Here is a 13068-nt window from a genome sequence, read left to right as displayed (position 1 = left end):
AGGCGGCACGACCCCCGAGCGCACCACCCCGGCCGGCGCGGCGGGGCCGGCAAAGTAGAATGGACCGGTGATGCAATCCCCCCTGCCCGTGCGCGACGGCGTCAACGCGACCCGCCTCCGCCTCCCGGACGAGGGGCCCTGGGGCACCGCGATGGACTACATGATGCACCGCTGGGGCCATATCGACCCGCAGGGCATCGAGGACCGCTTCGACGCCGGCGAAATCGTGGGCGAGGCCGGCATCGCCCTGGACCGCGCCACGCCGCTGCGGGACCACACCTTCATCTGGTACTACCGCACCCTGCCGCCGGAGGTCCGGATCCCGGTGGAATTGGCCATCCTGCACCAGGACGACCACCTCCTCGTGGTGGACAAGCCACACTTCCTGCCCACCACCCCCGGGGGCACCTACATCCAGGAGTCCGCGCTGGTGCGGCTCCGGAACCAGCTGAACCTGCCGGACCTCATTCCGATGCACCGGCTGGACCGTATGACCGCCGGGATCCTGCTGCTCTCCACGAATCCGGAAACCCGGGGCAAATACCAGGTGCTCTTCGAGAAGCGCCAGGTCCAGAAGGAATACGAGTGTGTGGCGGCGGCCCAGCCCGCGCCCGGGCACCCCGCCGTCGAGTTCCCTGTGGTGGTCCGGAACCGGATGACGAAGTCCCGCAGCTATCTGCTCGCCGAGGTGGTCGGCGGCGAACCCAACGCCGAGACCCGGATCGAACAGTTGCGTGCCTTCGACGGCCCCGACGCAGCAACGGACAGCCCCGGCCCGGCAATGCCCGCCGGACTCGTTTCCGGCAGCCCGACCGACGGCGCCGCCCGGCGCCGTGCGCTGTACCGGCTGGAGCCGCACTCGGGCAAGACCCACCAGCTCCGCGTGCACATGGCCTCCCTGGGACTGGGGATCGTCAACGACGCCTTCTACCCGGAGCTGCTGGACAAGGCGCCGGACGATTACTCGAAACCGCTCCAGCTGCTCGCGCGCGGGATCCGGTTCACCGACCCGATCACCGGCAAACCGGTGCAGTACCGCAGCCGGCTGGAGCTCAGCGAAGCCCGCTAAGCCGTCGCAGGAAGCTAACCCCGCCCCCGGAGCAGTCTCGCGGCCGGGCCGGCGCCGCCACGGACGGGCGGCGGCCGGAAATGCGGTACCTTGTGCCCATGGACTTCGGCAGCGCAGACAGCTGGGGGGACGCGATCTATTTCTGGATCATCCCGGTTGTTATGGGCGATGCCATCTTCCCGCCCCTCCCTTCCGAAATGGTGGTCATCACCGGGGGCGCCCTGTCCGCCGTCGGTCGCGCCAACGCCCTTCTGGTGGTGCTGCTTGCCGCGGCAGCGTCCTGGCTGGGCGACATCCTGGTGTTCCAGCTCTTCAAGCGGCGCCTGAGCCACACCCTGGACCGCTGGCGGTGGGGCCGCTCGTTCCATCAGGCCGTGCACTCCGCCATCGCGAAAGCCGGCCGGTCCACGACCTACGGGGCCATTATTGGTATCCGCTTCATCCCGGGCGGACGGCTGGCGACAACGGCCGCCGCCGGCATCGCCAACGTTTCCACGCGCGGATTCAGCCTCTGCGCGGCCCTCGGCGGCGTCCTCTGGGCCGTCTGGTCCGTCGGTCTCGGCTATGTCACCGGCGCAGCCACCGGGCTGCCGTTCTGGGCGAGCTCCCTGATCGGCGTCGGCGTCGGCCTCCTGGTCGGGGCCATCCTGGGTGTGATCGTCACGCGGAGGCGCGGCAACAGCTCCCCCGTCGTGGACGGACCCGACGAGGAACTGGACTTCTGAGGCGGGCGGAACCCGGCTAGACGGGCGCCCAGCGGCCGCGGTTGCGGCGGAGCACCATGAGGTGGCCGGTCACCGCCACGCGTTCGACGGCGTCGCGCATCATCGCGGCCGACTCCAGCGCCTGGCGGTTCTCGCCGCTGTACGAAGTGGGCTCGACCAGGAAGCGCAGGTTCAGTTGCGGAACCCCGCCGGCCAGGTCCAGCTGGTTCGCCTCGACGTGGTGCCGCGTCTCCAGCGCTTCGACGGCCGCGGCCATCACGGACTCCGGCGGGTTGCCCGGCTTGAGCCCGGTGATCTTCAGTCTGGTCTGGAACGACGGCATGGAACAACCCTAGATGAAGCGGATAAGACCGGGCCCCGCTAGCGACCGTTGCCGGTGTCGGGGCTCCTGGCCGGAGCCGTCCAGCGTTCCTCAATATGGCCGAACCGCCACACCCCCATGGCCAGCACCCAGGTGCCCAGGAACAGAGCGACGACCGTGTACCCCACCGAGTCCAGGTCGATGCCGCCGATGGCGGACAGCGGGCCCGTGCTGATCCCGGCCCGCTCCACGAGGAGTGACACCAGTTCGATGGAGCCGATGCCCAGTGCCACGGCCACCGACAGCGCCGTGATGACGATGTTGTAATAGATCCGGCGGACCGGCCGGGACACGGCCCAGCCGTAGGCGAAGTTCATGAGGCAACCGTCCAGAGAGTCCAGCAGGCTCATCCCTGCGGCAAAAATTACCGGCAGCGTCATGATCGCGTACCAGGGCAGTGCGGAAGCCGCGGCGCCGCCGGCCAGAATCAGGAGACTGACCTCGGTGGCGGTGTCGAAGCCCAGTCCGAACAGCAATCCGACGCCGTACACGTGCCAGGGACGGGTCACCAGCCGGGTGACCCGTCCGAACACCCGGTACAGCACACCCGGGGGTGCCGCTTGCCCTGCCAGGTCCTCACCGGATCCTTCACTCTTCCGCAACCGCAGTACAGATTTGATGATGCCCCGCAGCACCACCAGGTTCAGGATGCCGATGCACACCAGGAAAACGCCGGAGACTGCGGTGCCCACAAGGCCCAGAAAGGAATGGAGCTCCGACGTCCCCTCGGCGGCCGGGTCCGCCAGGCCGCGGATTCCGGCGGCCAGCAGCGCGCACAGGCCGAACACTATGCTCGAGTGGCCCAGCGAAAACCAGAAACCCACAGACATGCTGCGCGTGCCATCGGCACGGAGCTTGCGGGTGATGTTGTCGATCGCGGCGATGTGGTCGGCATCGAATGCGTGGCGCAGTCCCAGCGTGTAGGCGGCTACCCCCAGGCCGATGCCAAAGACTCCGGTGGAACCGGCGGGGATGTTTCGCGGGTCCGCCACTCCTGCCAGGACGCCCCAGCCCAGGACGTGGAGGAAAACGACGAACATGGCCATTCCGCCGACCGATGCCCACTCCCGGCCCGAAAGGGCACTGCGCGCGCCGCGGATTCGGCCTCGACGCGTAACCTCCGGTTGCTTCATGGTCCGGCCTCGGGTTCCCCTTGCGGTCCCCCTGCCGAGTCGGCATGGCCGCTTTAGCGGCAGTATACGCCCGCGTTGGTTCGGGTTGTTGTGTTTTATCTGGCTCGCGCCTATCTTGGCAGGAAGGGGTGCCGCCATGCACGAACTCTCTATTACCCAGAGCCTTGTTGATGCCGTCCTCGACCGAACCGGCGAGCGGAAAGTCATTGCGGTCAATGTGCGGGTGGGACCGCTGTCCGGTGTTTTGCCGGATGCCATGCGCTTCTGCTTCGACATCGCGTCCGCGGGCACCCCCTTGGACGGCGCCCAGTTGATGATCGAAGAACCGCGCGGCCTGGCCCGGTGCAGAAACTGCCGCGACGAATTCGAACCGGCCGATCTGATCCTGCTGTGTCCCTGCGGAAGCGCCGACGTCGAAATCCTCAGCGGCCTCGAACTCATGCTGATGTCGGTGGAGGTGGCGTAGCAAGTGTGTACAACATGCGGATGCGGCGACGAGACGAACGTCAGGGTTTCCACACTCCAGGAATCCTCAAGCGCACCCCTGCCCGGCCACCCACACGACCATTCCCACGGGCACACGCACGACCACGGTCCGGACCACGAGCATCCGCACGTGCACAACTCGGAAACCATCCCGCTGGAACAGAGCCTGCTCGCGAAAAACGATCTGCTCGCGGCGAGGAACCGGGGCTGGCTGGAGGGCCGGGGAATCCGCGCGCTGAATGTGATGAGCTCCCCGGGTGCGGGTAAGACCACCCTGTTGGTCCGCACCCTCGCCGACCTGGGCGAGCGGTTGCAGGCCGGCGTCGTCGAGGGCGATCAGGAGACGTCCCTGGATGCGGACCGCATCCGTGCGGTAGGACGGCCAGTCGTTCAGATCAATACCGGAGCCGGCTGCCATCTGGACGCCGACATGCTCAGGCGGGGACTGGACGCCCTGGATCCCGGAACCGGGTCCACGGTGTTTATCGAAAATGTGGGCAATCTGGTCTGCCCTGCTTTGTTTGACCTTGGCGAAGCAGCGAAAGTAGTAGTCGTTTCCGTGACGGAAGGTGATGACAAGCCACAGAAATACCCGCACATGTTCAGGGCAGCCGATCTGGTGATCATCAACAAGTCGGATCTGCTCCCCTACGTTGATTTCGACGTCGACGGGTTCCGGCACAGGGCCCGGCAGATTAATCCGCGCACCGATTTCCTGGTCCTTTCGGCCACCACCGGCGATGGCCTCGCCGGCTGGTATGACTGGCTCGGCGGAACCAGTTCCCGGTCAGCCGCTTTGACCGGATCTTTGACGGACACACTGAGCCCGTAAGGGCCTCCGAAAGAGGCAACGATGCCTACTGAAACTTCCCTGAAGGCCGAAGAAACCCTTATCCATGTGCTGTGGATCAACGCAGGGCTCAGTTGCGACGGCGATTCTGTGGCCCTGACCGCTGCCACGCAGCCCAGTGTCGAGGAGATAGCCCTCGGCGCCTTGCCCGGCCTGCCGCGCATTGCCATGCACTGGCCCCTGATCGACTTCGAGTGCGGCCCGCAGGAGGGGGCCGACGACTTCCTGGAGTGGTTCCGGAAGGCGGACCGCGGCGAGCTGGAGCCGTTTGTCCTGGTGGTGGAGGGATCCATCCCCAACGAAAAGCTCCACGCCCCCGGCGGCTACTGGTGCGGGTTCGGGAACGATCTTGAGACCGGCCAGCCGATCACCACCAGCGAATGGCTCGACCGTCTGGCCCCCAAGGCCACCGCCATCATCGCGGCCGGGACCTGCGCCACTTACGGCGGCATCCACGCCATGGCGGGAAACCCCACCGGGGCCATGGGCGTGCCGGATTACCTTGGCTACAACTGGAAATCCAAGGCCGGAATCCCCATCGTGTGTGTCCCGGGGTGCCCCATCCAGCCGGACAATCTTTCCGAAACAATGACCTACCTGCTCTACCAGGCCACCGGCCAGGCTCCGATGATTCCGCTGGATGACAACCTGCGGCCCACCTGGCTGTTCGGCCAGACCGTCCATGAGGGCTGTGACCGGGCCGGCTACTACGAACAGGGTGACTTCGCCACCGAGTACGGCTCCCCCAAGTGCATCGTCAAACTCGGCTGCTGGGGCCCGGTGGTCAAGTGCAACGTCCCCAAGCGCGGCTGGATGAACGGCGTCGGCGGCTGCCCGAATGTCGGCGGCATCTGCATCGGCTGCACCATGCCGGGGTTCCCGGACAAGTTCATGCCCTTTATGGATGAGCCTCCGGGCGGGAAGCTGTCAACCAACACCATCCGCCCGTACGGCTCGGCCATCAGGGCGCTGCGTGGAATCACCACCCACACCCTGGACCAGGAGCCCAAGTGGCGCCGGCCCGGTACTGAGCTCCTTACCGGTGCCCGGCGCACCTGGTAGCACCCACGTCCAGACAGGTGAAGAACATGACCTCAACGATTCCAATGCCTTCCGGAAGCGGAACAGGCAACAACAATCTGGTGGAGATGGCGTGGGACCCCATTACGAGGATCGTCGGCAGCCTCGGCATCTACACCAAGATCGACTTTGCGAACAAGCAGGTGGTGGAGTGCAAGAGCACCTCCTCGATCTTCCGCGGATACTCCATCTTCATGAAGGGCAAGGACCCGCGGGACGCGCATTTCATCACCAGCCGTATCTGCGGGATCTGCGGGGACAACCACGCCACATGTTCCTGCTACGCCCAGAACATGGCCTACGGCGTTAAGCCGCCAAACCTCGGCGAATGGATCGTGAACCTCGGCGAAGCCGCCGAGTACATGTTCGACCACAACATCTTCCAGGAAAACCTCGTCGGCGTGGACTACTGCGAAAAGATGGTCTCGGAGACGAATCCCGGGGTGCTGGCCAAGGCGGAGAACACCCGCGCACCGCACGAGGGTGACCACGGATACCGGACCATCGCCGACATCATGCGGTCGCTCAACCCCTTCACCGGGGAGTTCTACCGGGAGGCGCTGCAGGTCAGCCGGGCGACACGCGAAATGTTCTGCCTCATGGAGGGCCGCCACGTGCACCCGTCCACGCTTTACCCGGGTGGGGTGGGAACGGTTGCCACCATCCAGCTGATGACGGACTACATCACCCGGCTCATGCGCTACGTGGAGTTCATGAAGAAGGTCGTCCCCATGCATGACGACCTGTTCGACTTCTTCTACGAGGCGCTGCCGGGCTACGAACAGGTGGGGCTGCGGCGCACCCTGCTGGGCTGCTGGGGCTCTCTCCAGGATCCCGACTACTGCAACTTCGAGTACAAGGACATGACCGAGTGGGGCCGGAAGATGTTCGTCACGCCAGGCGTTGTGGTGGACGGCAAACTCGTCACGACCGACCTTGTGCGGATAAACCTGGGCATCCGGATCATGCTCGGTTCCTCCTACTACGAGGACTGGGAAGGCCAGGAGATGTTTGTGACCCACGATCCGCTGGGCAATCCCGTGGACCGCCGGCATCCCTGGAACCAGCACACCAACCCGCGGCCGCAAAAGCGGGACCTCGCAGAGAAATACAGCTGGGTGATGTCGCCGCGCTGGTTTGACGGCCAGGACAACCTGGCGCTGGACACCGGCGGCGGTCCGCTGGCCCGCCTCTGGGCGACGGCGCTCGCCGGCCTGGTGGACATCGGCTACATCACGGCAACCGGCCGGAGCGTCCAGATCAACCTGCCCAAGACCGCGCTGAAAGGTCCTGTTTCCTTCGAGTGGAACATCCCGCAGTGGAGCAACACTCTGGAACGCAACCGGGCCCGCACCTACTTCCAAGCCTACGCCGCCGCCGCCGCGCTGCACTTCGCGGAGAAGGCACTCGAGGAGATCCGCGCCGGGCGCACCAAGACGTGGGAGAGCTTCGAGGTTCCGGACGAAGCCATCAGCTGCGGCTTCACAGAGGCCGTGCGGGGCGTCCTGTCCCACCACATGGTGATCCGCGACGGGAAGATCGCCAACTACCATCCCTACCCGCCGACGCCCTGGAATGCCAGCCCTACGGACTCCGCCGGGATCGCCGGCCCCTACGAGGACGCCGTCCAGGGACAGCCGATCTTCGAGGAGAACGACCGCGAGCACTTCAAAGGCATCGACATCATGCGCACCGTCCGAAGCTTCGACCCCTGCCTGCCCTGCGGGGTCCACATGTATCTGGGCAACGGCCAGACCCTGGAGAAGCTGCACTCCCCCACCCAGACACTGACCGGCGAATAGCAGTCATGCCTGGCGAGGACCGGCCGCGGCAGGCCGGCGACCGGATCGAAAGCCTCCTCGACGCCCTCGGAGCCGGCGGGGCGGTGGCCCGCGGGCGCGCCGAGGAACTGGTCCGGCAGGTGACGGAACTGTACGGCTCCGGGCTGGCCCGGATCCTGGAAATTCTCGAGGACCGCGGACAACTGGACGGCGGAACGCTGGACGCGCTGACCGCGGACGAACTGGTCTCCAGCCTGCTGGTGATCCACGGGCTGCACCCCCAGGACGTGGAAACCCGGGTGGCGGCCGCGCTGGACAGCGTCCGGCCCTACCTTGGCTCGCACGGCGGCAACGTGGAGCTCCTGGACATCAGCCCCGCGGGCGTGGTGCGGCTGAGGCTGCTCGGCACCTGCCAGGGCTGCCCGTCCTCGTCGGTCACGCTCAAGTTCGCCGTCGAAGAGGCGATCGAATCGGCCGCGCCGGAGGTCACGTCCATCGAGGTGGTCGAGGAGGAATCCCGTCCGGCTGTTCCGGCCGTGATTCCGGTGGACGCGCTGCTCATCCGGCTGAACCACCCGGCCGATGACGCGGCAGGCCACGGGCCGGGCGACGCCGGCGGCTGGCAGGATCACGCCGCCGGATCCTGGGAGCCCGTGCCGGAGATTGCCGGGCTGGAACCCGGCGACGTCGCCGGCTTCCTGGTGGGCGGATACCCGGTGCTCGCCTGCCGGACCGGGCAGGACGTCTACGCCTACCGCGACTACTGCCCGCGATGCACGACGTCGATGGCCGGCGCCACCCTCCAGCGTGCCCTCGCGGCACCCGTGGGCGGCGGCCTGCTGCGCTGCCCCTCATGCCGCGCCCATTTCGACGTTCGCCAGGCCGGGAGCTGCCTGGAGGACCGGAACCTGCACCTGGATCCGCTGCCGCTCCTGGTCCGGTCCGGCGTGATGTCCGTGGCCGTGCCGATGGTTTCCGGCCAGGACGCCTGAATGAACCCCGGAGGCAGCACCGAGACCGGTCGAGGCCGTACCGCCTCCGGCGGGCTGCCGGTCGCCCTGTTGCGCAGGATCGCTGCCAGCCCACCCGCGCCGCCCGCCGGCGAGCGCTGCGAGATGTGCGGGGAACCCATTCCGGGGGAACATCAGCACGTCGTCGACCTGGAGAGCCACGCCATGATGTGCACGTGCCGGCCGTGCTACCTCCTGTTCACCGACGCCACCGCCCATCTGCGCTACCGTTCGGTGCCGGACCGGTACCTGTCCTTTCCCGATTTCGAGTTGGGTCCCGGCCAGTGGGACGAGCTGGAAATTCCGGTGGGACTGGCGTTCTTCTTCCACAGTTCCAAACTGGACCGGACCGTCGCCTTCTACCCCGGACCCGCGGGCGCCACCGAGTCCGAGCTTCCGCTGGGCGCCTGGGGCGCGGTGCTGGCGCAAAACCCCGCGCTTGCCCTGGCGGCACCGGACACGGAGGCGCTGCTGATCCGCGGCCCCGGACCGGACCGTTCCCGCGCCGACTGCCACCTGGTCCCCGTAGACGCCTGCTACGAACTCGTGGGGCAGCTCCGCCGCCTCTGGCGCGGGTTCGACGGCGGGCAGGAGGCCCGCGAGCAACTCGCCGCCTTTTTTGTGCGGCTGGACAGCCGCAGCCGGCCCGTGCCGGAGGACAAGAGCGAGTCCCTGGCAGGAGGACCCCCGTGACCGAGCTGACCTTCGCCGTCGTCGACATCCAGCCGGAGCCCTACGCCGCGGCGCCGCAACTGACTGCCCGGCTCCGGCTGACCGAGTCCACCGGCGCCGCCATCCACGCCATCGCGTTGCGCTGTCAGGTGCGGATCCTGCCGCAGCGCCGTGGATATGCGGACGAGGAGGAACGCGGGCTCCTGGATCTGTTCGGCGAGCGCGGCCGCTGGCCCACCACGCTTAAGTCGTTCCTCTGGCTGCAGTGCAGCACCATGGTGCAGGGTTTCACGGACAGCACCGAAGCGGACCTGCCGCTGCCCTGCACTTTCGACTTCGACGTCGCCGCGTCCAAGTACCTGCACGCCCTTCGGGACGGCGAAATCCCCTTGGAACTGCTGTTCTCCGGCACCGTCTTCACGAAGGGCCAGACAGGATTCGGGGTGGAGCAGGTCCCGTGGCATCTCGAAGCCTCATACCGCCTCCCGGTGGCGGCGTGGCACCGGTTGATGGACCAGTATTTCCCCAATGCGGGCTGGATCAGGCTGGACCGGGACGCTCTGGCCGCCCTGTCCCGGTACAGGTCGGCGCGCGGACTGACCTCCTGGGAGGCCACGGTGGAGTCCCTGCTGTCCGCTGCGGCGACGGGTGTGGGCGGAGAGCGGCTCCCATGACCATGAGCCTGAGCCTGGCCAGGGCGGTCGCGGACGCTGTCCTCTACGAGGGCTACCTGCTGTACCCCTACCGAGCGTCCTCGCAGAAGAACCAGGCCCGCTGGCAGTTTGGAATCCTCGGGCCGCCCGGGGCCGCGGAGGCCGGCGCCGGGGAGGAACCGGGAATGTCCGCCGACTGCCTGCTGAGCCCCGGCCCGCACGCGGATGTGGAAATCCACCTGCGCTTCCTGCAGCTACAGACCCGCACCGCCGAAACGGCGGACGGCGCCGGGAATTTCAGCCCGGTGGCGGAACTCGCCATCGGCGCCTCCCGCTGGCTGAGCTGGGACGAGGCGGTTGAACAGGAGATCACCCTGGGGCCGTTTCCGGTGGACCAACTAGCCCGGGAAGCGCTGCTGCTGCCGGTGGAGATCCCGGCGGGCGAGGAGATTGAGGAACTCGGCGACGGCACCGGCCGGACGGCAGGCAGGCTGGTGCGGCGCCGCCACGCGCTCCGCGGGGAACTGAGGCTGGACTCCACTGGCCTGCCGCGCGGCCTCCAGAGGATGCGGGTTTCCGTCGCCAACACGGCGGAGCCCGTCAGGGAGCCGGGGAACCGGCAGGACGCCATCGCCGCGTCCTTCATCGGCGCGCACGTGCTCCTCAGCCTGCGGGACGCGGATTTCCTCTCCCTGCTGGACCCGCCGGAATGGGCGCGGGACGCAGCGGCTGCCTGCAAGCAGCACCGGTGCTGGCCCGTCCTCGCCGGTCCCGAAGGGCAGACGGACGTGCTCCTGGTCTCGCCGATCATTCTCTACGACCACCCCGCGGTGGCCCCGGAAAGCCCGGTGGCGCTCTATGATTCCACCGAAATTGACGAGATTCTCACCTTGCGGGTGCTGACCCTGACCGAGGAAGAAAAATCCGAGGCCCGCGCCACCGATCCCCGCGCGGCTGCGATCATCGACCACTGCGAGGCCATGTCGCCGGAGGAGCTGCAGCAGCTGCACGGGATCCTGCGCAATCCCCACGCCGCGGACTTCCCGGACTCCCGCGGAAGCGCCGCCGGCGCCGGAGAGGAACCGCCCGCCTGGTGGACGCCGGAATCCGAAGCCCTCGTCCAGCCGTCCCTGGATGCCGTTCTGATCAAGGGTGTTCCGGTGGCCCGCGGCAGCCGGGTCAGAGTGAACCCGAACCGGCGCGCGGATGCGCAGGACCTCTTCTTCGCCGGGCAGACCGGGCGGGTCACCAGTGTGCACTTCGACGTCGACGGCAGCACCCACGTGGGCCTGGTGCTGGAAAAGGACCCTGCTGCGGACCTCCATGAAGGCTACGGCCGGTCCTTCTACTACGCACCCGAAGAACTTGAACCGCTTGAGGATGGAGAGGAAAACCCGCTATGAAAACAGTAGGACTAGCCACGGTCGGCCTGCTCGTGGCGCTGGCTCTGGCCGCCGCGTACACCGGGATACGGTCGGTCCCCGATATCCAGCGCTACCTGAAAATGCGGCGGATGTGACGTCATCACTGAAGCCCGGCCATCCCGCCACCGGGACCGCGGATCGCGGACCCCGCGTCCTCGTCGCAGGGGTGGGGAACATGTTCCTGCGCGACGACGGGTTCGGCCCGGAGGTCGCCCGTCGGCTGGCCTTGGCCACAGGCCCGGCGGCGCCCGGCGTGCTTGCCGTGGACTACGGCATCCGCGGCATGCACCTGGCCTACGACCTGCTGGCCGGCGTCGACGTCCTGGTGCTGGTGGATACCGTGCCCCCGGGCTCAGGCTCAGGCGCAGACACGGACTCAGGTTCGGGCCCGGACTCAGGCTCGGGCGCAGACGCGGCGCCGGGGCGCATCCGGGTGCTGCGGGTGCGCCCGGAAGACCTCGACGGCGCCGCGTCCCTTGATCCGCACGGCATGGACCCGGTAGCAGTGCTGGGCCGGCTCCGCTCGCTCGGCGGTGAACTTCCCCTGACCTACGTCGTTGGCTGCGTCCCGGCCGACCTCAGCGAGGGAATCGGCCTCACCGGCCCGGTGGCGGCGGCCGTACCGCGGGCCGTGGCCGCCGTCGAAGAACTGATCGCGCAGCATCCGCCCGCCTAGACCCGCGCCCGCGCAAAAGCCGGGCCCAGCGCAAATCAAGGGAGAGCCCATCATGTGCCTTGGAATACCGGGCCAGGTCGTCGAACTGCTCGAGGGCTACGGCAATCAGTTGGCCCTCGTGGATGTGGCCGGAGTGCGTCGGAAGATCAACATCGGCCTGCTGGATGAGGGGCCGCTGGAGCCGGGTACCTGGGTCCTGATCCATATGGGCTTCGCCCTGGAACGCGTGGATTCCGCGGGTGCGGAACGGGCCATGGACGGGCTTGAGCTGATGGGTAGGCCCAGGGACGCTGACGGCGACGCCGGCTAGCCCGCCGCCCGGGAGCCCGCCGGCGGCCTTAGTGTTCCAGCGCGATCGCGGCGCCGCGGTGTTCGACGCCGTTGTTGGCGATCCGCAGGTGCCGCGCCGTAAAGTGCTGCAGCCGCTCCAGCTGGCGCGGGGACAGCCGGTCACAGACCCAATCCCAGTGGAGCGACACCACGTCCCCTACCGCCAGCCCGGCCACGAACCCGGATCCGTTCACCGCGTATTTCGCGGACTCGACCACGGATTCACCCACGGCCAGCGAGGTTCCGTCCCACACCAGCGGCCGGGACCGGACCACGGCCTCGTCGCCGGTAATCGCCAGCACCTCGCCCCACCGGATGCGGCACCGGTCGAGCACGCTCAAGGCGGTGGCGTGGCGGCGGTCATCGTGGAGCAGGCCCAGCCAAGGGTAGATCTCGAAGACGTGGAAACTGTGGTGGGGAACCCCGCCGGCCAGGACACCTTCCGCCAGGTGCGGGAACTGCCGTCCCGTGCGGGCCCGGAACCGGTCCTCCATGGAGTTGCCGATGTTGGTTATTCCGACTGAGTCCAGGAGGCTGTTCCCCACCCAGTACGCTTCCACAACGCGGAAATCGAGGGGATCGCGGATTCCGGTGGAGGCCGCAATCAATGCCAGGTAGGGCCACGCCCCGGCGAATCCTTTAGCCAGTTCACGGAGGCCTTGGTCCGTCACGCCGGACTGGCCGTAATGCAACAACGCGTCGCTGTCGGGCGGCCCGCAGCTGCCCCTCGAATTGGGCGGGTAGGCATAGCGGACAAACAACTGGGCACCGTCAAGAATCATGATCTGGCCACCTTCTGCACAAGGTCCTCTGAAAGT

General features: G+C 67.6%; 16 protein-coding genes. 13 read left to right on the top strand and 3 right to left on the bottom strand.

What is annotated here, in order from left to right:
* The first annotated feature begins 70 nt into the window (after positions 1-70).
* Both ACZYZ5_RS12730 and ACZYZ5_RS12725 read left to right on the top strand, forming a co-directional pair.
* Entirely contained in the window at positions 71-1069 is a 999-nt protein-coding gene (locus ACZYZ5_RS12730; RefSeq protein ID WP_463902136.1) for an RluA family pseudouridine synthase, read from the top strand.
* Between the two features lie 98 nt (positions 1070-1167).
* Positions 1168-1794, top strand: a complete 627-nt coding sequence (locus ACZYZ5_RS12725; protein WP_463902102.1) for a DedA family protein — start codon at positions 1168-1170, stop codon at positions 1792-1794.
* A gap of 16 nt (positions 1795-1810) precedes the next feature.
* Here ACZYZ5_RS12725 and ACZYZ5_RS12720 read toward each other — a convergent pair whose 3' ends face one another.
* Together ACZYZ5_RS12720 and nicT are read right to left on the bottom strand one after the other, a co-directional pair.
* Positions 1811-2116, bottom strand: coding sequence for a hypothetical protein (locus ACZYZ5_RS12720; protein WP_354172546.1), 306 nt, complete (start codon positions 2114-2116; stop codon positions 1811-1813).
* Between the two features lie 38 nt (positions 2117-2154).
* The gene (nicT, locus tag ACZYZ5_RS12715) at positions 2155-3288 is read right to left on the bottom strand and encodes a Nickel transporter NicT (protein ID WP_463902101.1); all 1134 of its coding nucleotides are present in this window, start codon (positions 3286-3288) and stop codon (positions 2155-2157) included.
* Positions 3289-3424: 136 nt separating this feature from the next.
* Between nicT and ACZYZ5_RS12710 the strand changes: the two genes are divergently transcribed.
* From ACZYZ5_RS12710 to ACZYZ5_RS12660, 11 genes are all read left to right on the top strand, one after another.
* Positions 3425-3754 (top strand): hydrogenase maturation nickel metallochaperone HypA/HybF, encoded by a 330-nt coding sequence (locus ACZYZ5_RS12710; RefSeq protein WP_463902100.1) that lies wholly within the window; start codon positions 3425-3427, stop codon positions 3752-3754.
* A gap of 150 nt (positions 3755-3904) precedes the next feature.
* A complete protein-coding gene (hypB, locus tag ACZYZ5_RS12705; RefSeq protein WP_463902099.1) occupies positions 3905-4606 on the top strand; it encodes a hydrogenase nickel incorporation protein HypB in 702 nt (233 codons plus the stop codon).
* Between the two features lie 21 nt (positions 4607-4627).
* Positions 4628-5686, top strand: a complete 1059-nt coding sequence (locus tag ACZYZ5_RS12700; RefSeq protein ID WP_463902098.1) for an NADH-quinone oxidoreductase subunit B family protein — start codon at positions 4628-4630, stop codon at positions 5684-5686.
* A 26-nt stretch (positions 5687-5712) separates the two neighbouring features.
* Positions 5713-7506 (top strand): nickel-dependent hydrogenase large subunit, encoded by a 1794-nt coding sequence (locus tag ACZYZ5_RS12695; protein ID WP_463902097.1) that lies wholly within the window; start codon positions 5713-5715, stop codon positions 7504-7506.
* A 5-nt stretch (positions 7507-7511) separates the two neighbouring features.
* Positions 7512-8477 carry a NifU family protein gene (locus ACZYZ5_RS12690; protein WP_463902096.1) on the top strand — a complete coding sequence of 322 codons (966 nt, stop codon included), beginning with the start codon at positions 7512-7514 and terminating at the stop codon, positions 8475-8477.
* Positions 8478-9188, top strand: coding sequence for a DUF5947 family protein (locus tag ACZYZ5_RS12685; RefSeq protein ID WP_463902095.1), 711 nt, complete (start codon positions 8478-8480; stop codon positions 9186-9188).
* A complete protein-coding gene (locus ACZYZ5_RS12680) occupies positions 9185-9841 on the top strand; it encodes a DUF6084 family protein (RefSeq protein ID WP_463902094.1) in 657 nt (218 codons plus the stop codon). Before ACZYZ5_RS12685 ends, ACZYZ5_RS12680 begins: the two co-directional genes overlap by 4 nt.
* Positions 9838-11223 (top strand): hypothetical protein, encoded by a 1386-nt coding sequence (locus tag ACZYZ5_RS12675; protein WP_463902093.1) that lies wholly within the window; start codon positions 9838-9840, stop codon positions 11221-11223. The genes ACZYZ5_RS12680 and ACZYZ5_RS12675 overlap by 4 nt, the downstream gene beginning before the upstream one ends.
* A complete protein-coding gene (locus ACZYZ5_RS12670; RefSeq protein ID WP_463902092.1) occupies positions 11220-11339 on the top strand; it encodes a DUF6893 family small protein in 120 nt (39 codons plus the stop codon). The genes ACZYZ5_RS12675 and ACZYZ5_RS12670 overlap by 4 nt, the downstream gene beginning before the upstream one ends.
* Entirely contained in the window at positions 11336-11920 is a 585-nt protein-coding gene (locus tag ACZYZ5_RS12665) for a hydrogenase maturation protease (protein WP_463902091.1), read from the top strand. The genes ACZYZ5_RS12670 and ACZYZ5_RS12665 overlap by 4 nt, the downstream gene beginning before the upstream one ends.
* 52 nt (positions 11921-11972) lie before the next feature.
* Positions 11973-12230, top strand: coding sequence for a HypC/HybG/HupF family hydrogenase formation chaperone (locus ACZYZ5_RS12660; protein WP_463902090.1), 258 nt, complete (start codon positions 11973-11975; stop codon positions 12228-12230).
* A gap of 28 nt (positions 12231-12258) precedes the next feature.
* Here ACZYZ5_RS12660 and ACZYZ5_RS12655 read toward each other — a convergent pair whose 3' ends face one another.
* A complete protein-coding gene (locus ACZYZ5_RS12655) occupies positions 12259-13032 on the bottom strand; it encodes a DUF6390 family protein (RefSeq protein WP_463902089.1) in 774 nt (257 codons plus the stop codon).
* Between the last annotated feature and the right edge of the window lie 36 nt (positions 13033-13068).

This window comes from Pseudarthrobacter ribosi (assembly GCF_055412865.1).
Note: the sequence above shows the minus strand (reverse complement) of the source record. Positions and strands in the feature narration are given on the sequence as shown.

Coding starts and splice junctions, on each gene's coding strand:
- ACZYZ5_RS12730 (WP_463902136.1), top strand. CDS start 71: ATGCAATCCCCCCTGCCCGTGCGCGACGGCGTCAACGCGACCCGCCTC.
- ACZYZ5_RS12725 (WP_463902102.1), top strand. CDS start 1,168: ATGGACTTCGGCAGCGCAGACAGCTGGGGGGACGCGATCTATTTCTGG.
- ACZYZ5_RS12720 (WP_354172546.1), bottom strand. CDS start 2,116: ATGCCGTCGTTCCAGACCAGACTGAAGATCACCGGGCTCAAGCCGGGC.
- nicT (WP_463902101.1), bottom strand. CDS start 3,288: ATGAAGCAACCGGAGGTTACGCGTCGAGGCCGAATCCGCGGCGCGCGC.
- ACZYZ5_RS12710 (WP_463902100.1), top strand. CDS start 3,425: ATGCACGAACTCTCTATTACCCAGAGCCTTGTTGATGCCGTCCTCGAC.
- ACZYZ5_RS12700 (WP_463902098.1), top strand. CDS start 4,628: ATGCCTACTGAAACTTCCCTGAAGGCCGAAGAAACCCTTATCCATGTG.
- ACZYZ5_RS12695 (WP_463902097.1), top strand. CDS start 5,713: ATGACCTCAACGATTCCAATGCCTTCCGGAAGCGGAACAGGCAACAAC.
- ACZYZ5_RS12690 (WP_463902096.1), top strand. CDS start 7,512: ATGCCTGGCGAGGACCGGCCGCGGCAGGCCGGCGACCGGATCGAAAGC.
- ACZYZ5_RS12685 (WP_463902095.1), top strand. CDS start 8,478: ATGAACCCCGGAGGCAGCACCGAGACCGGTCGAGGCCGTACCGCCTCC.
- ACZYZ5_RS12675 (WP_463902093.1), top strand. CDS start 9,838: ATGACCATGAGCCTGAGCCTGGCCAGGGCGGTCGCGGACGCTGTCCTC.
- ACZYZ5_RS12670 (WP_463902092.1), top strand. CDS start 11,220: ATGAAAACAGTAGGACTAGCCACGGTCGGCCTGCTCGTGGCGCTGGCT.
- ACZYZ5_RS12660 (WP_463902090.1), top strand. CDS start 11,973: ATGTGCCTTGGAATACCGGGCCAGGTCGTCGAACTGCTCGAGGGCTAC.
- ACZYZ5_RS12655 (WP_463902089.1), bottom strand. CDS start 13,032: ATGATTCTTGACGGTGCCCAGTTGTTTGTCCGCTATGCCTACCCGCCC.